General features: G+C 62.5%; 17 protein-coding genes. 6 read left to right on the top strand and 11 right to left on the bottom strand.

From position 1 onward, the window contains the following. Positions 1-21: 21 nt before the first annotated feature. From ACUTAF_RS05175 to ACUTAF_RS05220, 10 genes are all read right to left on the bottom strand, one after another. The gene (locus ACUTAF_RS05175) at positions 22-843 is read right to left on the bottom strand and encodes a FecR family protein (RefSeq protein WP_445578968.1); all 822 of its coding nucleotides are present in this window, start codon (positions 841-843) and stop codon (positions 22-24) included. Next, positions 840-1364 (bottom strand): RNA polymerase sigma factor, encoded by a 525-nt coding sequence (locus tag ACUTAF_RS05180; RefSeq protein ID WP_445578969.1) that lies wholly within the window; start codon positions 1362-1364, stop codon positions 840-842. Before ACUTAF_RS05180 ends, ACUTAF_RS05175 begins: the two co-directional genes overlap by 4 nt. Before the next feature lie 248 nt (positions 1365-1612). Beyond that, positions 1613-1909 (bottom strand): LasR-specific antiactivator QslA, encoded by a 297-nt coding sequence (locus ACUTAF_RS05185; protein ID WP_397488003.1) that lies wholly within the window; start codon positions 1907-1909, stop codon positions 1613-1615. Further along, the gene (locus ACUTAF_RS05190; protein ID WP_445578970.1) at positions 1906-2175 is read right to left on the bottom strand and encodes a hypothetical protein; all 270 of its coding nucleotides are present in this window, start codon (positions 2173-2175) and stop codon (positions 1906-1908) included. The genes ACUTAF_RS05185 and ACUTAF_RS05190 overlap by 4 nt, the downstream gene beginning before the upstream one ends. A gap of 705 nt (positions 2176-2880) precedes the next feature. Next, positions 2881-3654 carry an SDR family NAD(P)-dependent oxidoreductase gene (locus ACUTAF_RS05195; RefSeq protein ID WP_445582405.1) on the bottom strand — a complete coding sequence of 258 codons (774 nt, stop codon included), beginning with the start codon at positions 3652-3654 and terminating at the stop codon, positions 2881-2883. A gap of 32 nt (positions 3655-3686) precedes the next feature. Further along, complete coding sequence (locus ACUTAF_RS05200; protein ID WP_445578971.1) at positions 3687-4871, bottom strand: acetyl-CoA C-acyltransferase; 1185 nt, start codon at positions 4869-4871, stop codon at positions 3687-3689. A gap of 58 nt (positions 4872-4929) precedes the next feature. Continuing rightward, positions 4930-7041: a 3-hydroxyacyl-CoA dehydrogenase NAD-binding domain-containing protein gene (locus ACUTAF_RS05205; RefSeq protein WP_445578972.1), complete on the bottom strand. Its 2112-nt coding sequence runs from the start codon at positions 7039-7041 to the stop codon at positions 4930-4932. A gap of 27 nt (positions 7042-7068) precedes the next feature. Continuing rightward, the gene (locus ACUTAF_RS05210) at positions 7069-8871 is read right to left on the bottom strand and encodes an acyl-CoA dehydrogenase (RefSeq protein ID WP_445578973.1); all 1803 of its coding nucleotides are present in this window, start codon (positions 8869-8871) and stop codon (positions 7069-7071) included. A gap of 102 nt (positions 8872-8973) precedes the next feature. Continuing rightward, a complete protein-coding gene (locus ACUTAF_RS05215; RefSeq protein ID WP_445578974.1) occupies positions 8974-10761 on the bottom strand; it encodes an acyl-CoA dehydrogenase C-terminal domain-containing protein in 1788 nt (595 codons plus the stop codon). A 115-nt stretch (positions 10762-10876) separates the two neighbouring features. Beyond that, positions 10877-13525, bottom strand: coding sequence for a LuxR C-terminal-related transcriptional regulator (locus ACUTAF_RS05220; protein WP_445578975.1), 2649 nt, complete (start codon positions 13523-13525; stop codon positions 10877-10879). Between the two features lie 269 nt (positions 13526-13794). On the opposite strand from ACUTAF_RS05220, the gene ACUTAF_RS05225 reads away from it, so the two are divergent. The 3 genes from ACUTAF_RS05225 (at position 13795) to ACUTAF_RS05235 (ending at position 18518) form a co-directional block, all read left to right on the top strand. Next, positions 13795-15564 carry a DUF1302 domain-containing protein gene (locus ACUTAF_RS05225; protein WP_445578976.1) on the top strand — a complete coding sequence of 590 codons (1770 nt, stop codon included), beginning with the start codon at positions 13795-13797 and terminating at the stop codon, positions 15562-15564. Positions 15565-15596: 32 nt separating this feature from the next. After that, a complete protein-coding gene (locus tag ACUTAF_RS05230) occupies positions 15597-16961 on the top strand; it encodes a DUF1329 domain-containing protein (RefSeq protein ID WP_445582406.1) in 1365 nt (454 codons plus the stop codon). Between the two features lie 114 nt (positions 16962-17075). Beyond that, entirely contained in the window at positions 17076-18518 is a 1443-nt protein-coding gene (locus ACUTAF_RS05235; protein ID WP_445578977.1) for an aldehyde dehydrogenase family protein, read from the top strand. Positions 18519-18589: 71 nt separating this feature from the next. Here the strand turns inward: ACUTAF_RS05235 and ACUTAF_RS05240 are convergent, their stop codons facing one another. After that, entirely contained in the window at positions 18590-19555 is a 966-nt protein-coding gene (locus ACUTAF_RS05240; protein WP_445578978.1) for an AraC family transcriptional regulator ligand-binding domain-containing protein, read from the bottom strand. A 348-nt stretch (positions 19556-19903) separates the two neighbouring features. Here ACUTAF_RS05240 and ACUTAF_RS05245 point away from each other — a divergent pair, with 348 nt between their 5' ends. The 3 genes from ACUTAF_RS05245 (at position 19904) to ACUTAF_RS05255 (ending at position 25464) form a co-directional block, all read left to right on the top strand. Then, positions 19904-21961, top strand: a complete 2058-nt coding sequence (locus ACUTAF_RS05245) for an alkyl/aryl-sulfatase (protein WP_445578979.1) — start codon at positions 19904-19906, stop codon at positions 21959-21961. 107 nt (positions 21962-22068) lie between these two features. Beyond that, a complete protein-coding gene (locus ACUTAF_RS05250) occupies positions 22069-23712 on the top strand; it encodes a GMC family oxidoreductase (protein WP_445578980.1) in 1644 nt (547 codons plus the stop codon). Positions 23713-23853: 141 nt separating this feature from the next. Beyond that, positions 23854-25464: a long-chain fatty acid--CoA ligase gene (locus tag ACUTAF_RS05255; RefSeq protein ID WP_445578981.1), complete on the top strand. Its 1611-nt coding sequence runs from the start codon at positions 23854-23856 to the stop codon at positions 25462-25464. Positions 25465-25564: the final 100 nt, after the last annotated feature.

Raw genomic sequence — 25564 nt, forward strand, 5'->3', positions numbered from 1 at the left:
AAACCCTACCTCACGATGAAATTATTTTTCCGTAGCCCGTCGACTCAGGCTCAACGAGCCGTCCGCCGCGGTGTTCAGCTCCAGTGGCAATATCTTCGGCAACAAGGCCAACAGAGCTTCCAGATTGGTGCTGCCAAAGGTGCCGGATACTGGCAGCTGTGCCAGATCCGGGTCGTTGAGGTGCACGACAGTGTTCTGTTGGCGCTTGAGTGTATCCAGCACCTCGGCCAGCGGAGTGCGATCAAATACCACGCGGCCTTTGATCCAGCCACTCAAAGCCCTGGCATCCACCTGAGCTGGATCACCTAGCTGGCCGTTGTGCACCAGAACCTGCTGGCCGGGCGTGAGCAGCAGCTCATTCGTCTGGCCGCGTACACCGACCTTGCCTTCCTCGACGGTCACGCGCACATCGTCTGCCAGGCGGCTGACGTTGTAGCGGGTACCGACCACGGTGATCTCGGTCGAGCCGGCCAGCGTGCGGAAAGGACGGTAGGTGGCAGGGGTGACATCGAACAGTGCCTGACCCGCCAGCAACTCGACGCGGCGGCTGCGCAGGTGCCAGCTGACGTTGACCTGGCTGGCACCATCGAGGGTGAGGGTGCTGCCGTCAACCAGGGCGATGTTCTGCACCTGGCCCGGTGCACTGCTATAGCGCTCGCTGCGATAGGCTGGGTCGAGCCAGACCAGCCCCAGGGCTATCGCGCCGATCAGCAACTCAAGCATGGCGGGACGTTTCCGGGGTTTCTTGACAGGCGACGGCAGGGGGAAGCGCCGCTTCAGCTCCTCGCGATGGCGTGCGAGCGCGTCGTCTGTAGAGTTGTGCTCGTCAGCGCGGCGATTCATGCGCAGGCCTTCTGATAACCCAGGCGGGCCAGGCACTTGGCCATGCCGACCTTAAGGTGTTTTTCCACGGTCTTTAGCGAAATCCCTAGTCTCTCGGCGACCTGCTGCTGCGGCAGCTCATAAATCTTGTGCATGACGAAGACTTGCTGGCAGCGTGGTGGCAGCTCGGCGATAGCGGCGCATAGGCGCTCCAGTTCGTCAGCGGCGGCATGCTGGCGTTCCAGGCACGGGGCATTACAGAGAACCTCGGTCAGTTCGGCCTGGTCGTCCACCCAGGCTTGCCTGCGGCGCTCGCTGCGGTAGTGGCTGATGGCGCGATCATGGGTGATTTTGTGAAGCAGCGCCAAGGGCACACGTACAGCTTCTCTTTCGGGCGACTCCAGCAATTGCACGCAAACATCGTGTACCACCTCGCGCGCCGCCTGGCGGTCGCCGAAACGACGACGTACAGAATCAACCAGCTCGTCATAGTGGCGAGCTAGGGTCGTAATCAGAGAGAGTTTGGCGAAGGCGTGAGGCAATTTTGCGTGCGCGGTACGTGTTGGGTATTACGCGAATATAAATGAGAACAAGTAACATTTAAAGGCCGCCAACAAGATCGTGCGCCTCAAAAGCTGGAGGCCCCGATGCGTTGGATTTCTTATGTGGCTGCCCGGTTGTAGCCGTTCTCGGCCTGTTCTAGGGCGCCCGCGGTATGGGGGCGTCCCCAAAATTTGACGGCATGTGACGGTTAGAGCGAGCCGGCAAGGCCGGCTCGCGAACCTCCGCTTTACAGCTCCAAGGAAAGAGGTTTAGCCGATTGGCCGCAGCACCTGGGGGAGCATATGCGCTGGTGGACGCGGCTGAGGAAGCCCACTTCGAAGGCTCTTCGTTCTATCGCGCATGGCAGTAAGTCGCGCTCGGCGATCATGACCGCCCAGAGCCAGCCGCTGCGGGCGTTGTCGAGCCAGGTCTGGGCCAGCTTCACGCCTTGGTTGAATGCCTCCCTGCAGTCGGCAGCCCAGATGATCTCGACACCTGGATGGCCGTCGTGAGGTGGCAGGCACGTCATAACACCCTTGCTCATCTGGCACCTCCTCGCACTTCGGATAGGGCTCGGCGATAGAGCACCACCATCTCGTCGAGTAGATCCAAGGCTGAATATGCAGCGATCCGTACGCGCAGATCTGTCGGCTGCAGCCCCTCAGGTTCAGCCAGTTGATCCAGCAGATTGCCGAGCATTACGCCGCGAAGTTCAGCCGCAGCTTCGGAGGCTAGGGGAGAGCGTTCAGATTCATGCAGCGGGCTTCGCTGCAGCGGAAAAGGTACAACGCAGGATTCGAACTCAGCCATGGCACACCTCCAGATCAGAGGTGGACAGCAGGACCAGCAGCCCAAGGCGGAGCTCTCGGGTAAAAAGGGGGTAGCGCATTCCTTATGCTCCTCGGACAGTTAGAGGAACCACCAGTGCCGTTTCGACTCGGAAATGGTGGCGAACCGTACGGGGGTCGAAATACCGGCGTCCGAGGGAACCGGCCAGGCAAAAGCCTGCCCCGCACGGCCCGCCATAGAAATGCAGTAGCTCGGTGAAACTAGCACCAGCTACACAGCTATGAACGCTGCCGCGCCCTCAGACAAAACGGGTTTCGACTCCCGGCCGTGGGATTGACCACGACGGGCGCACTCTAGCCCGAGGGTTTCGGGATGGCAACCTACTGTGGCGTAGTTGAAGTGCTTGTTATCTGAGCGTTTGGAGGACGTTGTCCTCGAGCCAAGAAGATGGCCGGTCGGCCTGGTACAGGCCAAGCAGCGCTCGTCAGCGCGGAAGTGGGAGCATCCCAAGCATCTTGGGAAAAGGGCAGTGGCCGCGAGTGCCCAGTCCGGCCGGCATCCTTGCCCGATGCGAATCGGCCGGTGGGCAGCGGCGCGTCTATCCGGGGAGTTCAAGCAGGAGTCTCGGTCATCTAAGCGTTTCGACTTCTGCCAGAACAAGCGGGGCGAGAGGCAGGCGGGGCGTACCCCGCCTCTTGGTTGTTTACCTATAGGCGCCTGCTCTCCTCACAGAGCATTCACCAAGTGGCCGCCGTCCACCGCCAGTAGTGCGCCGGTCATAAAGGAGCCCGCGTCGCTGGCCAGCAGCAAGAAGGGACCGTTGAGTTCATCCAGTTGACCCAGACGTCGCATCGGTACGCTGTCACGGATATAGGCTTGGCCCTTCTCGACTTCGAAGTAGGTATCGTTCATCTCAGTCTTGAAATAACCCGGGGCGATAGCGTTGACCCGAATCTCGTGTCGTGCCAATTCAAGCGCCAGGGCCCGGGTCAGCTGTACTACGCCGGCCTTGGCCGCGCAGTAGTGGCTGAGTGCCTGGCCGACACGCACGCCGAGGATTGAGGAAATATTGATAATGCTGCCGCCGCGTCCGGCCTTCACCAGGCGCTGGCTGGCGCATTGCGCTGTGCGCCAGACGCCGTCGAGGTTGGTCGCCAGCATGTCGCGCCAGCTGTCCTCGCTCATCTCCAGGAAGCGCTGAGGGCTGCCGATACCGGCGTTGTTGACGAGCACATCGACACAGCCGAACTGTGTCTCAGCAATATCGAAAGCCGCCCCGATGCTGGCCCGATTGGTGACGTCGAGTGCCACGGCCAGGGCCTGACCACCTTCCCACTGGATGTCCTCGGCCAGCTTGGCAAGGCGTTCGACCCGCCGTGCGCCGAGTACCACGCGTGCCCCGGCACGACTGGCCGCCTTGGCGAAGTGTGCACCCAGGCCGCTGGAGGCGCCGGTGACCAGCACCGTCTTGTCGGCCAGCGAGAAGGATTGTGTCGGCATAGTTTGATTGGTCATGTTCTGGCCCCCCAGGGTCAAAAGACTTCGAACAGGCCGGCGGCACCCATGCCGCCGCCGACGCACATGGTCACCACGACGTACTTGACGCCGCGACGCTTACCCTCTAGCAGGGCGTGACCTACCATCCGCGAGCCGCTCATGCCATAGGGGTGGCCAATGGCGATGGCGCCGCCATTGACGTTCAGCCTGGCATTGTCGATGCCCAACTGGTCGCGGCAGTACAGCACCTGGCAGGCGAAGGCCTCGTTGAGCTCCCACAGGCCGATGTCGTCGACCGTCAGGCCGTGTTGCTTGAGCAGCTTGGGCACCGCGTACACCGGGCCTATGCCCATCTCCTCGGGCGCCAGGCCAGCCACCGCAATGCCTCGGTACAGGCCCAGAGGCTCGAGATTGCGCCGTTCGGCCAGGCGCGCATCCATCAGCACGCAGGCACTGGCACCGTCGGACAGCTGGCTGGCGTTGCCGGCACTGATGCAGCCGCCCTCGCTCACTGCCTTGAGCTGCTGCAGGTCGTCCAGAGTCGTCTGTGGCCGGTTGCCCTCGTCCTGGCTCAGACTGACCTGCTGGTAGCTAACCTCGCCGCTGGTCTTGTCGGTCACGCTCTTAACCGTGGTGACAGGGATTATCTCGTCAGCGAACAGCCCGGCCTCCTGGGCGGCAGCGGTGCGCAATTGCGACTGCAGGGCGTAGGCGTCCTGGGCTTCGCGGCTGATGCCGTAGCGCTTGGCCACGTGTTCGGCGGTGTGCAGCATCGGCATGTAGGCATGAGTGGCGTGGCGCATGACGTTCTCGTCGCACTCGTTCAGGGCCCAGTCCATGTTGCGGGTCTGCACCGCGCTGATGTTTTCCTGACCGGCGCCGATGGTCACTTGCATGCCGTCGACCATGATTTGCTTGGCAGCAGTGGCGATCGCCATCAAGCCGGAGGCGCACTGACGGTCCAGAGTCTGCCCGCTGACCGAGAGGGGTAATCCCGCTGCCAATGCGCTCATGCGTCCGAGATTCCAGCCAGCGGTACCGCTGGGCATGGCAGTCCCCATCACCAGGTCCTCGATCTCGGCAGACTCGATGCCAGCGCGTTCGACCGCTGCACGGATGGCGTAAGCGGCCATGCTCGGCGACTTGGTGTGGTTGAAGGCGCCACGGAAGGCTTTGCCGATAGGTGTGCGGGCGGTGGAAAGGATGACGGCTTCTTTCATGGTTCATATGTCCTGTATGAGATGGTGACAGGCGACCGCAGAGGCCGCCCGGGAACGATCAGCAGCGTTCAATGCGCGTCTTGTCGGTGGCGACTAGACGCGTCAGCAGGGGGGCCGGCTGCAGCCACATCTCGCCGTAGGAGCCGAGGTTTGCGCGGTAGTGTTCGATTCCTGCCAGGATCTGCTTCAGGCCGAGTTGCTCGGCATAGTGCAGCGGGCCGCCGCGCCAGGCCGGGAAACCGTAGCCGTTGACCCAGACGAGGTCGATGTCACTGCTGCGCAGGGCGATACCTTCATCGAGCAATTGAATGCCTTCGTTGATCAGCATGAACAGGCAGCGGTCGTGGATCTCCTGATCGCTGATGGTTCGCCGCGGAATCCCCAGTTCGGTGGCCAGTTGCTCGGCCAGAGCAATAACCTCGCCATCCTCCTGGCGCTCGCGGCCCTCGTAACGGTAGAAGCCGCTGCCGGTCTTCTGCCCGTAGCAGCCGCGCTCATACAGGGCGTCGGCCAGCTTGCAGTAGCTTGGGTCGTGGGCGATGGCCTCGCGACGCGACTCGCGCACCAGGTAGCCGACGTCGACACCGGCCAGGTCGTACATGGCGAACACCCCCATGGCCAGCCCCAGGTTGGTCAGCACCCGGTCGACCTGCGCCGGGCTGGCGCCCTCCAGCACCAGGCGGTGGGCCTCGCGGGCATAGGGTTCGAGCATGCGGTTGCCGATAAAACCGAAGCACACCCCCGAGACCACCGGGATCTTGCCGATCTTTCGGGCCAGCTTGAGGGTAGTGGCCAGCACGTCCGGCGCGGTCTCGGCGCCGCGGACGATTTCCAGCAAGCGCATGACGTTGGCCGGGCTGAAGAAGTGCAGACCGATCACGTCCTGGGGGCGGCGGGTGACCGCGGCGATCTTGTCGACATCCAGAGTCGAGGTGTTGCTGGCGAGGATGGCTCCGGGCTTACAAATCTCGTCCAGGGTACGGAACACCTGCTGCTTGATCTCCAGGCTCTCGAACACCGCCTCGATCACCAAGTCGGCGTCGGCCAGGTCGGCATAGTCCAGGGTGCCGTAGAACAGCTCCATGCGTTGTTCCAGTTGCGCCTGGCTGAGCTTGCCGCGCTTGACGCTGATCTCGTAGTTCTTGCGGATCTGCGCCAGACCGCGGTCCAGGGCCTCGCGCTTGAGCTCTAGGAGTGCCACCGGGATGCCGGTGTTGGCGAAGTTCATGGCGATACCGCCGCCCATGGTGCCGGCGCCTATCACCGCTACCTTACGGATCGGTCGTAGTGCAGTGTCGGTGGTGACGCCAGGGATCTTCAGTGCCTCGCGTTCGGCGAAGAACAGGTGGCGCAGGGCCGCCGATTGCGGCGAGGCCAGGGCCTGCTGGAACAGCTCCTGCTCCTTGGCCAGACCGGCCTCCAGGGGCAGCTGACAGGCGCCCTGTACTGCGCTCAGGGCCAGTTGTGGGGCCACCCGACCTTGCCAGCGGCTGGTTTGTCGAGCGGCATAGGCACGAAAGTAGTCGTCTCCGAGGCCTGCCGCAGGTTCAGCGCGGGGCCATGCCGGTTGGGGCGGGGCTGCGTCGGCCAGCAGCTCGCGGGCAAAGGCGCAGGCGCTATCGAGCAGATTATCCTTACCGCCGCTCAAGCGATCGACCAGACCCAGCTCATGGGCCTTGCCGGCACCCAGTTGCTCGCCGGAGAGGATCAGCTGCAGGGCTTGCTCGGCACCGACCAGACGGGGCAGGCGCTGGGTGCCGCCGGCGCCAGGAATCAGGCCGAGAAGGATTTCCGGCAGGCCCAGGCGTGCCTTGGGTTCGGCCACGCGGTAACCGCAGGCCATGGCCAGTTCCAGGCCGCCGCCTAGAGCCAAGCCACCGATGGCGGCGACTACCGGCTTGTCGAGGCTTTCCAGCTCGTCGAGCAGGGCGGGCAGGGCCGGCTCGGCCCAGGTGAAGTCACTGCCGAACTCGCCGATATCGGCGCCGGCGCTGAAAGGCAGGTCATGGCCATGCAGCACCAGGGCCTTGACTGTCGGGTCGGCGGCGGCCTGGCGGCAGGCCTGCGCCAGTTCCTGGCGCAGGCCATGGCCAAGGGCGTTGACCGGTGTGCGATTGAGGCCAATCAGGGCCAGTTCGTTGTCGCGGGCGTAGTGGATCAGGCTGTACATCTAGGGAGCCCCATAGTCGGTAGAGAGTCAGAACCAGGCGTCTTGCATGTCGAAGCAGGTGCGGTTGGCGGAACTGAGCAGACGCGCCTGAACTTCCACCTGGGCCAGCTCCCATTCCATGAAATAGCGCGCGGCCTGCAGCTTGCCGCGGTAAAAGTCGTGCTCGCTGCCGTTGGCACCTGCTGCCAGGGCGCGGCTGGCGACCAGCGCCTGGCGTAGCCAGATCCAGCCGACCAGCACCCGGCCGAACAAGTCCAGGTAGGTGGTGGCATTGGCCAGACCCGGGTCGGGGTTGGCGGCCACCTGGCCCTGCAGCTCGGCAGTTACCTGGCGCAGGATGCCGAGGGCGTCGCCCAAAGCCGCAGCTAAGGGGGCGCAGTCGGTCAGGCCGTGGGCGGTAGTCAGGCTGCGCTCGACCTCGTCGATGAACAGGGTGAAACCTTCGCCGCCGCGCGGGCCCAGCTTGCGCGCCAGCAGGTCGATGCCCTGAATGCCCTCGGTGCCTTCGTGAATGGGGTTCAGGCGGTTGTCGCGGTAGTACTGCTCCAGCGGGTATTCGCGGGTGTAGCCGGCGCCGCCGAGCACCTGGATGCCCAGATCGGAGGCGATCACGCCATAGCGCGACGGCCAGGTCTTGACCATGGGCGTGATCAGGTCGAGCAGCTCGGCGGCCTGCTGGCGCAGGCTGGCCTCGGGCGCGCTGTGGCTGTCTTCCACCAAGCTGCTGGCATACAGACACAGGGCCAGGCTGCCTTCGGCATAGACCTTCTGCATCAGCAGCATGCGCCGCACGTCGGCGTGCTCGACGATGCGCACCTGGGGCGTCCTCGGATCCTTGCTGGAGGCCAGGCGACCCTGGGGGCGTTCGCGGGCATAGGCGAGGGCATGGATGTAGCTCTGGTAGGCCAGGCAGGCCGCGCCCAGGCCGACGCCGATGCGTGCCTCGTTCATCATCTGGAACATATAGGCCAGGCCCTGGTGCGGCGCGCCCACCAGATAGCCGACCGCTCCTTCCCGTTCGCCGAAACTGAGCACGGTGGAGGTGGTATTACGGTAGCCCAGTTTGTGCAGCAGGCCGGCCAGGGCCACATCGTTGCGCGCGCCGAGCTGTCCTTCGTCGTCCACCAGGACCTTGGGCACCAGGAACAGTGAGATACCCTTGGCCCCGGCCGGCGCGCCCTCGATGCGTGCCAGCACCATGTGCACGATGTTCTCGGTCAGCTCATGGTCGCCGCCGGAGATGAACATCTTCTGCCCGAACAGCCGGTAACTGCCATCCGCCGCTGGCCGCGCGAGCATGCGCAGGTCACCCAGGGCCGAGCCCTGGCCGGGCTCGGTGAGGGCCATGGTGCCGCTGAAGCGACCGGCCAGCATGGGCGCGAGGAAGCGCGCCTGCAACTCGGGGGCGGCGAAGCTCTTGATCAGGTTGGCCGCGCCAATGCTGAGGAAGGGGTAGGCGGTGGTGGATATATTGGCCGCATTGAAATAGGCCATGCAGGCGCGCAGCAGGACTTCCGGCAGCTGCAGGCCGCCGTCGGCGAAGTCGTGGTGGGCGGCGAGAAAGCCGGCCTCGGCGAAGGCATTCCAGGCGGCCTGGGTTTCCGGGATCAGGGTGATCCGTTGGCCGTCGAAGGTCGGCTCGTTGGCATCGCCTTTCTGGTTGTGCGGGGCGAAGTACTGCGCGGCGATTTCCCGGGCGGTGTTCAGGGTGGCGTCGAACACCTCGCGGTCGTGCTCGGCATAGCGCGGGCGCTGCAGCAGCGCCTCGCTGTCGAGCAGTTCGTAGAGTTGGAAACGCAACTCACGCTCGTTAAACAACAGGTCGGTCATGGTGCCTCACACTAGGGTTGAGCGAATAAAAAAGGCCGCCGTGGGACGGCCAAAAACACTTCGACTGGAGCATTGCAGGGAGTCGGAGTGCGTCGATTGGGATCAGCGCGCGAAGGCGGCGTCGGGGATGTCCATCAGGTTGGCGCTGCCGCTCCCGATCAATTCGCGGTGCAGCGTCGCCCTGGGCAGCAGGCGCTGCAGGTAGAAACGTGCGGTTTCGCGCTTGCCCAGGTAGAACTCGCGCTCGCTGCTGCCGGCGTCCAGTTGGCGCTCGGCCAGGGCGGCGGCGCGCAGCCAGTAGTAGCCGACCAGGCAGTAGCCGGCGAGCATCAGGTAATCGAAGGCGCTGGCGCCAACCAGGTCGGCATCGTCACCCTGGTGCTGGCTCAACCAGAGACTGACCTGGCGCCAGGCGGCGATTTGCCGAACCAGCGGTTGTGCCAGAGCAGTAGGTGCCTGGTCGGAGTTGCAGAAACTCTCGATTTCAGTCAGCAGCTCATTCAGCGCCTCGCCGTTGTCGGCCAGCACCTTGCGGGTCAGCAGATCGAGACCCTGGATGCTGTTGGTGCCTTCGTAGATCGAGGTGATGCGCACGTCGCGGGCGATCTGCTCCATACCCCATTCGCGGATGTAGCCATGCCCGCCGAACACCTGGATGCCCAGTTGCGCGGCCTCGTTGCCGGCCTCGGTGAGGAAGCCCTTGGTGATCGGCGTGAGCAACGCCAGACGGCGTTCGGCCGCGGCGCGATCGACGGCCGAGGCACCGTGGTGCAACACATCGACCAGTTGGGCGCAGGCGTAGGTGAGCATGCGTCCGCTCTCGGCATAGGCCTTCTGGGTCAGCAGCATGCGCCGCACATCCGGGTGGGAAATGATTGGGTCGGCTGGCTGCTCGGGCCGCAGGCGCGGTGTGGCGCGCATCTGTATCCGTTCGCGGGCATAGCGCAGGGCTGCCTGGAAGGCAGCCTCGGCGTGGCCCTGGCCTTGCTGGGCCACGGCCAGGCGCGACTCGTTGATAAAGGTGAACATGGCATTCAGACCACGGTTGGCCTCGCCCAGTAAGTAGCCGCTGGCATTGTCGAAGTTCAGCACGCAGGTGGCGTTACCGTGGATGCCCAGCTTGTGCTCGATCGAGCCGCAGCTGACGCCGTTGGCCGCGCCCAGGCTGCCGTCGAGCTTGACCGCGATCTTGGGCACCAGAAACAGCGAGATGCCCTTGACCCCGGCTGGGGCACCTTCGATGCGCGCCAGTACCAGGTGCAGGATGTTCTCAGTCAGGTCGTGTTCGCCGGCGGAGATGAACATCTTGCTGCCGCTGATGGTGTAGCTGCCGTCGGCCTGGGGCTGGGCGCGGGTGCGCAGTAAACCGAGGTCGGAACCGCAGTGAGCCTCGGTCAGGCACATGGTGCCGCTCCAGCGCCCCTCGATCAGCGGCGGCAAGAAGCGCTGCTTGAGTGTCTCCTCGGCATGCGCGCTGAGGGTGCTGATGGCGCCGCCGCTGAGGTTGCCGTACATGGTCCAAGCATGGTTGGCGCTGAACAGCAGCTCGCTGATCACGCTGCCCAGGGATGGCGGCAGGCCCTGGCCGCCGTAGGCCGGGTCCTTGTCCAGGGCCAGCCAGTCATTGGCGGCGAATTGACGATAGGCCTCGGCGAAGCCGGGCGGGGTGCTGACCTGGCCGTCCTGCCACTGGCAGCCATGCTGGTCGCCCACCGGGTTGAGCGGCGACAGCACTTCCTCCGCAAATTTCGCGCCTTCCTCGACTATGGCGTCCAGGGTCTCGCGCTCGAGAGGCTCGCAGCCCTGCAGTTGCTGGTAATGGCCGGGCAGGTCGAGCAGCTCGTGGACGACGAAGCGGATGTCACGTTGCGGGGCTTGGTAGATGGGCATGGGGCGATCCTTGAATCAGCAAAGGCATGCCCGGATTGTTAACCCGGCGGGAGGAAGTGCGCGTCCAACCGGGGATGGATTTGCGGGTGGAAAAGTACGAGCAGGCGGGTGGAGTTCATTCCAGCAGCCTGAGCTCGCGCGCCTTGCGCAGGGCTGCGTCGCGGTCGCCGACGTCGAGTTTGCGGAACAGGTTGTTGATGTGGGTCTTGACCGTGCTCAGGCTGATGAACAGCGCCTCGGCGATCTGCTGATTGTTCTGTCCCCGGGCCATGCGGCGCAGCACATCCTGCTCGCGGCGGGTTAGGGGTTCGATCAGACTGTGTGCGTCGTCCTCGCTCCGCAGCCCGCGCAGTAGCGGGGCGAGGCGTTCGCGGGATGGCGGCTGATCCAGGCCGAGCTGCTGGCGGGTCTGCGGCAGCAGCAATTGGCGCAGGAGGTCGACCAGCTCGCGGCCTTCGTTATGCAGCAACTGACCGAAGCCGTGCCGCTCGGCCAACCGCAGGGCATGATCGAGGCAGCGCAGGGCAGCCGGCGTGTCATCCTGATCTTGGTTTAGGGCTGTTTCCAGCAAAAGCCGCTCCAGTTGCAGACGCAGATTGTGCTCGGCCTCTGCCTGTTCCCGCAGGTTGGTGGTGATCTGCCGGGCGGCCTCGTGCTGGCCCAGGTGGCGCTGGACCCAAGCATAGGCCAGCCACTCCTCGGGTTGCAGATCCTCGCCGTAGCGGCGGTGGCACCAGTGCCACTCCTCCAGCCAGAGTAGGACAAAGTCCTGGTCCTGCTCGCGCAATGCCAGGCGCACGCGCCAGGCGCCAGCCAGGCGGTAAAGGCTGAATAGCTGGTACTGGCGGGCCAAACGGCGAGCCTCGTCCCAGCGGGCCAGGGCCTGGCGATGCTTTCCTTGGGCAGCGTACAAGCAGGCTTGGTGGTGGAAAACCCAGGGCAGTCCGGCGCAGTGGGGAAAATCCACGGCCACAGTCTCGGCCTGGCTCAAGCACTGCTGGGCCTGGCCCAGCTGGTTTTGTTGCAGCAGCAGCAGCCCCTGGCCGAGGTGACGAAACAGTTCGTAGAAGTTGCGCGAGGTGCTCGCCGGCCGCTCGTCGTTCAGATGGTGCAGACGCCGGCTGGCGGCTTCCAATTGTCCCCGGGCCAGCTCGATCTGGCCGAGGAGCAGCTGCAACAGGTTGGTGTAGCCGCTGAAGCCGAAGCCTTGCAGCTCCTCCAGAGCCTGGGCTCCTTCGCGGTGCGCCTCGGTCAATTGGCCGAGGGCGAATAGGCAGCTGGCGCGGTTGAAGTGCAGCACCGAACCGGCTGCGTTGTGCTGGGGATAGTGTTGCAGCGCTTGGCTTGCCAGTGTCAGGCCGTGTACCAGGTTGCCTCCGAGAAATGCCAGTCGGCTGCGCAGGAACGCGATGGTCTGGTGGATGCGTTCGGGGTGGCGAGTCACACCTTCATGGCGCAGCAGGTCTTGCAGGCGTTGCAGGCAGATGCGCGAGCGGGCGAAGTCGTTGGTGACGATGACGGTGGAGGCTTCGGTGACGGCCAGGGTGAAATGATCGCCGCCACTCTGCTCGGATTGCTCGGCGAGGAAGTCGACTATGGCGTTGACCTGTCCTTCGCGCAGCAGGGCGAAACAATGGCGCTCGACGGTCGCCAGCATCGCATTGAAGTCCTTGGCCCGGCCGAATTGGTAGATGGCCTCCGCGTATCGCTGGTGTTCTAGCAGCCAGGCTGCGCCCCGCAGATGCAATTCGCGTAATTTCTGCGGGGCGCGCCTGCGTAGGCGCTGGTAGAGGCTGTTGCGCAGAGCCGGATGGTAACGGTATTCCAGTTCTTCGCCGGGGCATTGCTCGATAAACAGGTCGGCGCGCTGCAATTGGCGGATCAACTGGCTGGCCTCGGCGTAGTCGCTGAGGCTGCGTGCCAGGCGCGTATCGAAGGCCTGAACCACCGAGGTGCGTTCGATAAAGGTCTGCAGCTGCGGCGGCAGTTGGCGCAGCAGTTCCTCATGGAGGAACTGTGCCACATCGGCATAGGCCTTGAGGGTGACCGTGCGCAGCGCCTGGGGATTGTCCGGGACGGCCTGTTCTCGATAGGCGGCTAGCCAGAACAGCACTCCGCTGATCCAGCCCTCGCTGCCGGCGCGCAGTTGGTAGATGGCGTCGGTGTTCAACTCGACGCCGCGGGCGCTGGCCAGTTGACGGGTTTCCTCGCTGTCCAGAGCCAGGTCGCGGGCATCCAGCAGGCACAGCCGTTCGTCTCGGCGCAGGTGGCTGAGTGCCAGACGTGGCAGACCTTCGCTGGCGCCCAGTAGGTGTAGGCCCGCGGGGGCGAAGCGCAGCAACTGGTCGAGATACTGACAGGCGCGGCTGGAGCGCAGCAACTGCAGGTCGTCGAGGATCAGGGTGAAGGCTTCGCCGCGCCGCACCAGGCGATTCAGGATAGTGTTCCACAGGCCGTCTTCATCGGCACCGAGGGAAGGGTGCTCGAGCGGTCCCAAACCCAGGGCCGCGTGCAGATGCAGGAGCAGGCGCAAGGGCTGGTTGTCGGCCCGGGTGAGACGCAACCAGGACCAGGAGCCTGACAGGCTGTGGGCGTACTGGCTGAGCAGGCAGCTCTTGCCATAGCCGAGCGGTGCGCACAGCAGGACCAAGCGGCCGGCCTGTGAATGAGCGTCGGTCAGGCGCCGGATCAGGTGTGGACGCATCAGTGCCTTGGCCGGTGGAGGCGGCGGGCGCAACTGGCTCTCATTGATAAGGAAGGTCATCGTTGGTGATCTATCCGGCTGGACAAGGGGGCTAGGGCCCAGCCATGACTGGACCAGTTCGATCTTCGCATTAACCCATTCTCATATCTCCAGCCCGGCAGATATCTGGCCATTACTACCAGCAATCTGACCGTAGCGATCACGGACAGCACAGGGGGCTGCGGCCACTATCCGCCGTGCAACGGATAGCTCGGCCTCCCTCAATCCCCTTGGTGTTTCCGGCCCGCCGTTGCTGCACGCCAACAAAAATAACAAGTCTGGAGTAGTTGATGACAAGCAAGATGTCCGCGCCCCCCGTTGCGCGTCTGGCCCTGGCCATAGCCGTTGCGAGCGGGGCCGCCAGCAGTGCCCATGCAGTGGATTTCAGCCTCGGCGAGATCGAAGGCAAATTCGACAGCCAGTTGTCCGTCGGCGCTAGTTGGGCCGTGCGGGGCGCCGACCCCGACTTCATCGCCGTGGCCAATGGTGGCAAGGCTTCCGCGCGAACTTCTGATGACGGTCGTTTGAACTTCAAGAAGGGCGAGAGCTTCTCCAAGATTTTCAAGGGCATCCATGACCTGGAGCTGCGCTACGGCGACAGCGGCGCTTTTTTCCGCGGCAAGTATTGGTACGACTTCGAGCTGAAGGACGAGCACCGCCTGCTCTACGACATCAGCGACGACAACCGCAAGGAGGGCGCGCAATCATCCGGCGCCCAATTGCTCGACGCTTTTGTCTATCACAACTACAGCCTTGGCGATAACCCGGGGTCCATCCGCCTCGGCCGGCAGGTCGTCAGCTGGGGTGAAAGCACCTTCATCCAGAACTCCATCAACAGCATTAACCCGGTGGATGTCGCGGCCTTCCGCCGGCCCGGAGCAGAGATCAAGGAAGGCCTGATTCCGGTAAGCATGCTCTACCTGTCCCAGGGGCTGAACGACAACCTGTCCCTGGAGGCTTTCTACCAGTTGGAGTGGGACCAGACGGTCGTCGACAACTGCGGCACCTTCTTCTCCACCACCGATGTGGTGGCCGATGGCTGCGACAAGTTGGTTATAGGCGGCAACGACTTCAATCCCGCCCCCGCGGCCGGCTACACCTTCCTGCCCCGCGCAGGCGATCGTGATGCCCGCGATCAGGGGCAGTATGGGATGGCGTTGCGTTGGTACGTGCCGGAGCTTAACGACACCGAATTCGGTCTTTACGCCCTCAACTACCACAGCCGTCTGCCGGTGTTCAGCACCCTGGTCGGCAGCACGGCCCGCGATCCTGCCACTGGGGCAGTGCAGGCGCAGTACTTTATCGAATACCCCGAAGACATCCGCCTCTACGGCCTGAGCTTCCAGACCAACATCGGCGGTACCTCGGTCAGCGGCGAGCTCAGCTACCGGCCCAATGTGCCGCTACAGATCAACAGCACTGATCTGACCCTGGCCGCCTTGTTTCCTGCCCCGGCACTGGGCAATCCGCTCTACGCCAGCGGGCATGTCCAGCCGGTGGTGGGCAGCGAAATTCATGGCTACGAACGCAAGCCGGTCACCCAGGCACAGGTCACGGTGGTGCACTTCGTCGACCGGGTGCTTGGCGCCAGTCGCCTGACCCTGGTGGGCGAGGCCGGTTTCAACCATATCGCGGGGCTGTCCTCGGCTGACGGTGACGACCTGCGTTTCGGTCGCGATTCCATCTATGGCCAGGGGCAATTGTCTGGGGCGTTGAACGGTGCTGTCTGTCAGGGCCTGTTCAATACCGCCAACCCCGGTGAGTGCAACACCGATGGCTATTTCACCAGCAACTCCTGGGGCTATCGCCTACGCGCCAGCGCCGACTACAGCAACGTCTTCGCTGGTATCAACCTGACGCCGAGTGTCGCTTGGTCCCATGACGTGGATGGTTACGGCCCCAACTTCAATGAGGGGGCCAAGGCTATCAGCCTTGGTCTGAATGCCGATTACGACAACCGCTACACCGCCAGCCTCAACTACACCGACTTTTTTGGTGGTCACTACAACCCGGTCACTGACAGAGACTTCGTGTCTCTGAGCTTTGGTGTGAGTTTCTGAGCCGTAACCCCCGAGGTAGATCTGTAATGAGAATGAATAAACTGTTGTTCAAGAGCGCCTTCTGCTTGACGCTGATGACAGGGACGGCCATCGCCAAAGTCACTCCAGAGGAGGTACAGCTCCTGGGTACCGAGCTAACACCGTTGGGGGCAGAGCTTGCGGCCAATGCAGACGGCAGTATTCCTGCCTGGACCGGTGGCTTGGCGGAAGACGCCGGGCAGGTGGATGGAGGTGGTTTCCTCAGCGACCCCTTCGCTGCGGAAAAACCACTGTTTGTCATCACTGCGGCAAATGTCGAGCAGTACAAAGATAAGCTGTCGTCCGGCCAGCTGGCGATGTTCAAGCGCTATCCGGACACTTACCGCATGCCGGTCTACCCGAGCCACAGAACCACGTCCGTGCCGGAAGAGGTCTATCAGGCGGCGAAAAAGAGCGCCGCGAGTACCGAAGCGATCGCGGGGGGCAATGGTCTGGGGGCGTTTTCCGAGAGTCGCTATTACGCCTTTCCGATCCCCAAGAGTGGGGTGGAAGTACTCTGGAACCATGTAACCCGCTATCGCGGTGGCAATTATCGCCGAGCCATCATTCAGGCCACGCCGCAAGCCAATGGCAGTTTCACTCCAGTCCGGTTCGTCGATGAGCTCGCGTTTCCTGCCGACATGGGCGACCTCGATACGGACAAGGCGCAAAACCTCCTGTTTGTCTACAAGCAGGTCATTGACGCACCGGCACGGCTGGCTGGGAACGTACTGTTGGTCCATGAAACCATCGACCAGGTCAAGGAGCCGCGTCTGGCCTGGCTGTACAACGCCGGTCAGCGTCGGGTTCGGCGTGCACCACAGGTCTCCTATGACGGCCCCGGCAACGCGGCTGACGGCATGCGCACCGTCGATAACTTCGACATGTTCAACGGTGCCCCCGACCGTTATGAGTGGAAGTTGGTCGGCAAGCGAGAAATGTATGTGCCGTACAACAGTTACAAGCTTTCCTCTACAACACTCAAGTATGCCGAGATCCACCAGCCTGGCCATATCAACCAGGAACTTGCGCGCTACGAGCTGCACCGTGTGTGGGAGGTGGAGGCCACGCTCAAGCCGGGTCAGCGGCATATCTATTCGAAGCGCACCCTGTATTTCGATGAAGACAGCTGGATGATCGTGCTGGCTGACCATTACGACGGTCGCGGCCAATTGTGGCGATCTGCCGAGGGACACAATCTGCAGCACTATATCCAGGGCACCCGCTTGTATGTGGCCGAAGCACTCTATGACTTGGTCTCGGGGCGTTATTTGACGCTCGGTCTGAGCAATGAAGAAAAGCAGAACGTCCAGTTCCTCGACAAGGTCAGCGCAAACAACTTTACCCCCGCTGCCTTGCGCTCCAGCGGTATCCGCTGACTCTATGCCTGTTGTTTAGGCGAATCATGGGGCTAGCCCGGCAGAACGCCGGGCTACCTTCAACCGCTTCGTCTCTACATAGGCTCAAAAATTTCGTGTATCGGGAGATACTGAATGTTTGAATCTGATCAACATCTCCAGTCATTCTACATCGATGGCGAGTGGCGGCAGGCCAGTGACCAGTGCCTTCGCCAGGCTGTGATCAATCCAGCCAATGGCGAGGTTTCCGGGTATATCGCCCTGGCCGGGGAAGCGGAGGTCGATGCTGCCATCGAGGCGGCACAGCGCGCTTTTCCTCTCTTCGCCAGCACCTCCCGCGAGCAGCGTCTGGAGCTTTTGGAGAACATTTGTCGCATCTACGAGCGGCGCCTGGACGACATCGCCGCCGCGATTTCCTTGGAGATGGGGGCTCCGCTGGAGGCTTTGTCCCGCCCGCTGCAGGCGCCGGCCGGGCTCTGGCACTTTCAGACGGCCAAGGCGGTGCTGGAGAACTTCGCCTTTCAGCGTCGTCAGGGTAGCACCGAGGTGGTGCGTGAACCGATTGGGGTCTGCGCGCTGATCACCCCCTGGAACTGGCCGATGAACCAGTTGGTGTGCAAGGTCGCCCCGGCGCTGGCGGTGGGTTGCAGCATCGTCCTCAAACCGAGCCAGAACTCCCCCTATTCGGCGACTATTCTCGCCGAGATCCTCGACGAAGCCGGTGTACCCAGAGGCGTGTTCAACATGCTCAACGGCCAAGGAGCGAAGCTCGGCGAGCAACTGGCCAGCGATCCGCGTATCGACATGGTGTCCTTCACCGGTTCCAACGGGGTCGGCGCACAGCTCTCGAGGGCCGCGGCCAGCACTATCAAGCGCGTATCGCTAGAGCTTGGAGGGAAGTCCGCCAACCTTATCCTCGACGATGCTGACCTTGAGCAGGCAGTCACTCAGGGCGTGCGCAGCATGATGAGCAACAGCGGGCAGACCTGCATCGCCCCGTCAAGGATGCTGGTGCCGGCGACGCAGCTTGAGCGCGCAGAGGCCATCGCCGCTGCCGTGTGCGCTGAGCTGGGTCTTGGCGATCCCTTTGTTGGCAGCACCGAGGTTGGGCCGATCGCCCACCAGCGGCAGTTCGACAGCGTGCAGCGGCTAATCGCACTCGGCATGACGGAGGGCGCGCGACTGGTCTGTGGTGGTCTTGGCAAGCCCCAGGGGCTGGAGCGGGGGCTGTTCTGCAAGCCGACGGTGTTCAGTGCAGTGGACAACCGCATGACCATTGCCCGCGAGGAAATCTTCGGCCCGGTACTGTGCCTGATTCCCTATCACGACCTCGACGAGGCCATCGCCATCGCCAATGACTCGATCTACGGCCTGTCCGGTTATGTGCAGAGTGCCAGTGCCGAACGCGCCCGTGCGGTCGCCCTGCGCCTGCGCACCGGCAGCGTGCACCTCAACGGCGCGTCGATCGACCTGACGGCGCCGTTCGGCGGATATAAGCAGTCAGGTAACGGCCGCGAATGGGGCGAAGCCGGCTTCGAGGAGTTCCTCGAGACTAAAGCAATACTGGGCTGCATCTGATACTCCATGTGTGGCAGCCCTCTTCTTAACACCGGCTTCGGCCGGTGTCTTTTTGAGGATTTCCGTACAGGTCAGCTAGTGTGGCTCTCGCGCCAACGTTTGCGCGCATGCAGATATGCCGTGGTTTCGCTATAGCCAAGCCGCTCGGCGATCTGCGCTCTGTTCAGTCCTTGTAACTCCAGGCTTTGGTCCAGCTCGGCGCGGACCAGATCGAGAACTTGGCGAAAGCTGAAGCCTTGGTCCGTCAGGCGGCGGCGTAAGGTTCGTGGGCTCTGGTGCATGGTCTCGGCCAGGCTTTCGAGGCTTGGGGTTACTCCGCTTATGAGTGTTTGTCGGATTTGAGCGGCCACCTTGCCGGCCCAGCCGTCGAGTTGGCGACGCTGGGCTATACGTCGATCAAGTTCGCTGAAGATGACTTCGACCAGCCCTCTGTTACTACCTTGCATAGGTAGCTTCGCGGTCCCGGGGGCGTACAGTAGGCGATTGTGTGGGCAATTAAACTCAACTGAATCGCCAAAGTATCGAGCATATTCTTGATAATAAAAGGGACGAGCATGTTTGAATTGAGCTCGCTGCGGGAAAATATGTTGGCCGGTGCCGCGACGCAGCATGGTGAGCGACATCACCGAGTAGTGTTCAGTGATATAACGCACGACTTCGTCGGGAGCCTCGATATTGATTTCCACACCGATCAATCCTCCATCCTCCACTCGATGAATTCTGTCCATTTCTGAGGCCAGTCGGGCATATTTTTCCCATACTAAAAACGAATCTCCGGCCTTTTCGAGGAACTGAGTTATATACGCCAGAACATGCCAATCCTGCGGCGTGAAGTGTTCGAACAAGTGCAGGCCAATGGCTGGGTCGATTTGAGCGGCGCGCTGCCAAAGTTGTTCCAGTTCAACCAGGCTGAAATCCCGCTCCGTTTCACCTTTTAACTTGAGATAGCGTTCCAGGATTCTGCCCATCGAGCCACGATGAAAACGCGTGATCTGTGGTTTGACCGTTTCTCCCGAAATTTTGGCCGATTCCCGCATGGTCTTAATTCTCTGGCTGGCTTCTTATTAGAGGGGCGGATGTTCTGCTGAGGTACCTCAGTTAGCCAGAAGGTTTTGACGAAAACAATGAGTGTCGCGTTACGGTGGTAATTACCGAAACGACGTCCCCTCATCGTTCTGAGCCCCCGGCAGCCATGGTGCCTGAACCGGGTTCAAGAACAAGTCCAGCTTGGGCCTATAACCCGAAGCATGCGGAGGCGTGATGCCGGTCGAGCCGACCAGCCGGCGTAAATGACACGGCGTATGCCAGCTCTCTGGAGAAGGGTATGCCGTGGTGGTGCGGTTACCCATACACCTCTGCCTGCCGGGCGGAGAGAGGAAAACAAGATGAAGCGCTTGAGTAAGTCACCCCGTAGTCTCAACGGCCTCACTGGCCTGGCATTGGCCGCCCTGTTGGCCGGGGCCCCAGGCATAGTGCCCCATGCTGCGGGCAACAGCGAAAAGGCAGCCCCTGCCATAGATGGGCATTTCGATGTCAAGGGCAAGGCGCCATCGGTGTTTACCGCCAAACTCCAGAGCGAATTGCGCAAGAGCTCCGCCTTCCAGGATGAGCGCGACTTTGAGGAGTCCAAAAGAGGCTTTATCGCCGCTCCGCCCTACAAGCAGATCAAGGCCGAGGCCGGCCACGTAGCCTGGGACATGGGCAGCTACGAGTATCTGCTCAAGGGCAAGCAGTTCGACAGCATCCACCCGTCGCTGCAGCGTCAGGCCACGCTCAACATGGCTTATGGCCTATACGAGGTGGTACCCGAGCGTATCTATCAGGTGCGCGGCTTCGATCTTGCCAATATCACCTTCATCAAAGGTGATACCGGATGGATCGTCTTCGACACGCTGACAACCAAGGAAACAGCCAAGGCCGCGCTCGACTTCATCAACGCAACGCTTGGCGCGCGTCCGGTGGTCGCAGTCGTCTATTCGCACTCCCATGGGGATCATTTCGGTGGGGCGCATGGCGTAGTGGACGTAGAGGACGTGAAGAGCGGTAAGGTCCCGGTCATCGCCCCCGTAGGCTTCATGGAGCACGCCGTCGCCGAGAATGTGTACGCCGGCAATGCGATGATTCGGCGGATGTTCCTTCAGTACGGCTCTATGTTGCCGCGTAGCCCCTACGGTCACGTCGACCAGGCCATCGGCAAGAACGTTGCCGTCGGTACCATGGGGCTGATCCCGCCGACTCGGTACATCGAGAAAGACTTCGAAACCCTGACGATTGACGGTGTGATCATGGAATTCCAGAACACGCCCGGAACCGAAGCCCCGTCGGAGATGAACACCTGGTTCCCGCAATTCAAAGCCTTCTGGGCGGCTGAGAACATCGTAGGCACCATTCACAACATATATACGCTGCGCGGCGCGCTGGTACGCGATGCTCTGCTGTGGTCGAAGAATATCAACGAGGCGTTGTACCGTTACGGCACTCGCGCCGACTACATGTTCGCTTCCCACAGCTGGCCGCGCTGGGGTAATGCGCGCATCCAGGAGGTCATGCGCGCGCAACGCGATGCCTATGCCCACCTGAACAACAATGTCCTGAACCATGCCAATCAGGGCGTGACCATTAACCAAATCCACAATGTCTACAAGCTGCCCAAGAGCCTGCAGGAAAACTGGGCGGCACGCAGCTATCACGGTTCCGAGGAGCACAACAGTCGCGCCGTGATCAATCGCTACTTGGGGTATTGGGATGGCAATCCGGCGACCCTGACGCCCCTGTCTCCCGAGGAGTCGGCTCCGCTTTACGTGGAGATGATGGGCGGTGCCGAGAAGATCCTGACCAAGGGCCGCGAGCTGTACGAGAAGGGCGAGTACCGGCAGGTCGCGGAGCTGCTCGACAAGCTGGTCCAGACCGAGCGCGGAAACCGGGCCGCCAAGGACTTGCTGGCCGACGCCTACGAGCAGATCGGCTATCAGAAGGAAAGCTCCAGCCTGCGCAATACCTTTCTCGCCGCTGCCTATGAGCTGCGCAACGGCATTCCTAAGGGCGCCGTGCTTAAGGCTGATGGGCCGGACACCATACGCGGCATGTCCACTGGGCTGTGGCTCGATGTCCTTGGCGTACGTTTGAACAGCAACAAGGTGGAGGGCGTGCAGGCGATCATCAATCTGCATACGCCCGACAATGGTGAGCAGTTCGTCGTGGAGCTGAGCAATGCCACCCTCACCAACATCCGCGGTCAGCAAGCATCCAACCCCGACCTGAGCATTACCGTGAATCGCCGCGACCTGGAGTCGGTCATGAGCGGGGCGGCCAGCTTCGATGACCTGCTCAAGGCGGGCAAGGCGACCTTCGTCGGCGACCGCAAACCTCTCGATCTGCTGCTCACGTCACTGGATAGCTTCACACCGGACTTCGAGCTGTTGCCTGGCACCAAGATCGACTAGCCGGGGCTGTCGCCCTGCGGCTGCGGACGACTGTGTCCAGCCCCCGGTACTGCAGGCAATTGCCTGCCTGATACGACACGAAGAATTGGCAGAGAGATTAGTGAGCGATGAGTAACGAAGAGTTCGATTACGTGATAGTGGGAGCCGGTTCCGCCGGGAGCGTGTTGGCGAGCCGACTGAGTGAGGACCGAGGGGTTACGGTCTGTTTGTTGGAGTCGGGTGGGCCGGACAAAAGCGTGCTTATCCACGCGCCAGCCGGCTTCGTCGGGATGGTCGCCACCCATTACAACAACTGGGCATTCGACACCGAGCCCCAACGGCACCTGAATAATCGGGTCTGCTACCAGCCACGTGGCAAGACGCTGGGTGGCTCGAGTTCGATCAACGCGATGCTCTATGTACGCGGTAATCGCTGGGACTATGACCATTGGGCGAGCCTTGGCAATCCGGGCTGGTCCTACGAGGACGTGCTGCCGTATTTCAAGCGCGCGGAGAACAACGAAACCCACGGCGCCAGCATCTATCATGGCGCCGGTGGGCCGCTGAACGTTGCCGAACTGCGCAGCCCGAGCGCCCTGAGCAAAGCTTTTCTCGCGGCGGCGGCAAACCATGGTCTAACCCCGAATCCCGATTACAACGGGCCCGAGCAGTTCGGTTCCTTCATGTACCAAGTCACACAGAAAAACGGTGAGCGCTGCAGTGCTGCCAAGGGGTACCTGACTCCCAACCTGTCGCGCTCCAATCTGTGCGTCAAGCCCCATGCCTTGTCAGCGAAGTTGATCATGGAAGGCAAGCGCGCCCGTGGCGTCGCCTACTATCAGGGTAACGAACTGAAGCAGGTGCGCGCGCGTCGTGAGGTCATTCTGAGTGCCGGCGCATTCGGCTCGCCTCAACTCCTGCAATTGTCCGGAATTGGCCCAGCACGGGAACTTCAGGGCCTGGGGATTGCGGTGGTGCACGACTTGCCGGGCGTCGGCGAAAACCTGCAGGACCATCTCGACCATGTGCAGAGCTACACCGCCCGCAGCGATAGCGAGAGCTTCGGCCTGTCTCCTCGCGGCCTCGTCAAGATGGCCCAGGGGGTCTTTGAGTGGCGCAAACGGCGCAGCGGCATGATCGCCAGCTCGATCGCCGAGGCTGGGGCCTTTTTCCGTTCCTCGCCCGAAGTGACCGTGCCCGATCTGCAACTGGTGTTCGTGATCGCTCTGGTCGACGACCACGGCCGCAAGATGCACACCAGCCATGGCTTTTCCAGCCATGTCGATATCCTGCGACCCTATAGTCGTGGCTCGGTCAAGCTGGCCAGTGCCGACCCTCGTGCCGCGCCGAAGATCGATCCTAACTTCCTTTCCGACGAGCGTGACCTGGACGTGCTGGTCAAGGGTGTGCAGAAACAGATGGATATCCTGGCTGACAAGGCCTTCGCGCCTTGGCGTGGCGAGCTGCTTTATCCGGCCGACCGTGGCGACATTTCCAGCCTCATCGAGGACATTCGCGCGCGTGCCGATACTCAGTACCACCCCACCAGCACCTGCAAGATGGGGCCAGCGGACGATCCTATGGCGGTGGTCGACTCGCAGCTGAGGGTGCATGGGATCGACGGGCTGCGAGTGGTGGACGCATCCATCATGCCGACCTTGATCGGCGGCAACACCAATGCTCCGACCATCATGATCGCCGAGAAGGCCGCCGACCTGATCCGCGGTACGCGTGTTCGCTCGGCACAGGGGGAGTCGGCGAACTGCGCCTAGTCGAGCAGTTCTGCACTTTGGGGGGCAAACCAAGCTTTCCGATGGTAGCCCCGTCCTTCCCAGCCAAGACAGGCGTGTTGCCTTGCGCCTTTGTCTAGCGAGCTGTTGCGCCGAATACCTACAAGAATTTCGAGGTTCGCAATGCAAGATATGATGATGAACGACCAGCTCGGCATTGGCATGATCATGCGCCACGCCGAGCAGATTGCCGCCGAGGTGGAAATCGTGTCGGTGCTGGGCGATGGTAGTCGGCACCGTTACACCTATGGCCAGGCATTCGCGCGCGCACGTCGTCTGGCCAACGCGCTGGAGCGCTTGGACATAGGCTCTGGGGCTCGCGTCGCCACCCTGGCCTGGAACGACTATCGCCACTTCGAGCTGTATTACGCGGTGCCTTGTTCTGGACGGGTGTGCCATACCATCAACCCGCGGCTGTTTCCCGAGCAGATCGCCTACATCATCCGCCACGCCGAGGATCAGGTTCTATTCCTCGACCCGCAGTTTATCCCGCTGCTGGAGCAGCTGCAGACAGAGCTGCCGGGCGTGCGCCACTACGTTGCCCTGTGTGCGACGCATGAGTTGCCGGTCAGTAGTTTGCCCCACCTACACAGCTACGAAGCGCTGCTGGCGGCCGAGACGGCGGAGTACTCCTGGCCGGAGCTGGACGAGCGCACCCCAAGCGGCCTGTGCTACACATCCGGTACCACCGGTAACCCCAAGGGGGTCCTCTACAGCCATCGCAGCACGGTGCTGCACAGCCTGGCGGGCAACCTGGCCGATGTGATTGGCTTGCGCGCCGAGGACGTGGTGCTGCCGATAGTGCCGATGTTCCATGTCAATGCCTGGGGCATGCCATACAACGCTGCTATGGTTGGTGCCAAGCTGGTGCTGCCGGGACCCAGGGCCGGCGATGGTGCGACCCTGGCCGCTCTGATCAACGACGAACAGGTCACCTATGCCCTCGGCGTGCCTACCGTCTGGTTGGCATTGGCACAGCATCTAGAGCAGGGAGACGTGCAAATCCCCAGCCTCCGGCGGGCAGTCTCGGGCGGTGCAGCCTGTCCGCTTGCTCTGATCGAGCGCATGGAGCGTCACGGAGTGACCCTGGAGGTGGGCTGGGGCATGACCGAAACCAGTCCGCTGGGCAGCTATAACCGCTATCAGCCCTGGTACGACGGGCTGCCCGCCGCCGAGCGCGGGCAGCAGCTGGTCAAGGCCGGCCGCCAGGTATTCGGCGTGCAACTGCGTACCATCGACGAGCAGGGCAACGAGCTGCCTCGCGACGGGGTGGCCGCGGGTGCCCTGCAGGCCAGAGGCCCCTGGGTGTGTGCCGGATACTTCGGCGGCGAGCGGTGCGACGACTGGTTCGACACCGGCGATGTGGCCGCCATCGATGCCAGCGGCTACCTGCAGATTACCGACCGCACCAAGGACGTGATCAAGTCCGGTGGCGAGTGGATCAGCTCGATCGATATCGAGAACGCGATGATGGCGCACCCGCAGGTAGCTGAGGCGGCGGTGATCGGCGTAGCTCATCCGCGCTGGAGCGAAAGGCCGCTTCTGTTGGTAGTGCCTCGAGCCGGTCATGTCCCGCACACCGAAGAACTCCTCGATTTTCTTCAGGGAAAAGTGGCCAAGTGGTGGCTGCCGGACGCCTGCGAGCTACTTGACGAACTGCCGCATACCGCGACGGGAAAGGTCAGTAAGAAGGATCTGCGCGAGCGCTTCGTGGGTTACCAGTGGCCGAAGTAAACCGTACGACAGAAGTCCTGATTCCTAACATGTGACCAGGGCTCGTCGCTACCAAGCCGCACCGCCGGCATCTGGGCGGTGGACATCATCACCAGCACGC

The organism is Pseudomonas sp. SP16.1 (assembly GCF_052682975.1).

Bases quoted from the DNA above. Each gene is read 5' to 3' on its own strand.
- ACUTAF_RS05195 (WP_445582405.1), bottom strand. From the start codon at position 3,654: ATGCCGACACAATCCTTCTCGCTGGCCGACAAGACGGTGCTGGTCACC.
- ACUTAF_RS05215 (WP_445578974.1), bottom strand. From the start codon at position 10,761: ATGCCCATCTACCAAGCCCCGCAACGTGACATCCGCTTCGTCGTCCAC.
- ACUTAF_RS05245 (WP_445578979.1), top strand. From the start codon at position 19,904: ATGAAGCGCTTGAGTAAGTCACCCCGTAGTCTCAACGGCCTCACTGGC.
- ACUTAF_RS05200 (WP_445578971.1), bottom strand. From the start codon at position 4,871: ATGAAAGAAGCCGTCATCCTTTCCACCGCCCGCACACCTATCGGCAAA.
- ACUTAF_RS05175 (WP_445578968.1), bottom strand. From the start codon at position 843: ATGAATCGCCGCGCTGACGAGCACAACTCTACAGACGACGCGCTCGCA.
- ACUTAF_RS05235 (WP_445578977.1), top strand. From the start codon at position 17,076: ATGTTTGAATCTGATCAACATCTCCAGTCATTCTACATCGATGGCGAG.
- ACUTAF_RS05210 (WP_445578973.1), bottom strand. From the start codon at position 8,871: ATGACCGACCTGTTGTTTAACGAGCGTGAGTTGCGTTTCCAACTCTAC.
- ACUTAF_RS05255 (WP_445578981.1), top strand. From the start codon at position 23,854: ATGCAAGATATGATGATGAACGACCAGCTCGGCATTGGCATGATCATG.
- ACUTAF_RS05230 (WP_445582406.1), top strand. From the start codon at position 15,597: ATGAATAAACTGTTGTTCAAGAGCGCCTTCTGCTTGACGCTGATGACA.
- ACUTAF_RS05240 (WP_445578978.1), bottom strand. From the start codon at position 19,555: ATGCGGGAATCGGCCAAAATTTCGGGAGAAACGGTCAAACCACAGATC.
- ACUTAF_RS05205 (WP_445578972.1), bottom strand. From the start codon at position 7,041: ATGTACAGCCTGATCCACTACGCCCGCGACAACGAACTGGCCCTGATT.
- ACUTAF_RS05250 (WP_445578980.1), top strand. From the start codon at position 22,069: ATGAGTAACGAAGAGTTCGATTACGTGATAGTGGGAGCCGGTTCCGCC.
- ACUTAF_RS05185 (WP_397488003.1), bottom strand. From the start codon at position 1,909: ATGAGCAAGGGTGTTATGACGTGCCTGCCACCTCACGACGGCCATCCA.
- ACUTAF_RS05225 (WP_445578976.1), top strand. From the start codon at position 13,795: ATGACAAGCAAGATGTCCGCGCCCCCCGTTGCGCGTCTGGCCCTGGCC.
- ACUTAF_RS05220 (WP_445578975.1), bottom strand. From the start codon at position 13,525: ATGACCTTCCTTATCAATGAGAGCCAGTTGCGCCCGCCGCCTCCACCG.
- ACUTAF_RS05190 (WP_445578970.1), bottom strand. From the start codon at position 2,175: ATGGCTGAGTTCGAATCCTGCGTTGTACCTTTTCCGCTGCAGCGAAGC.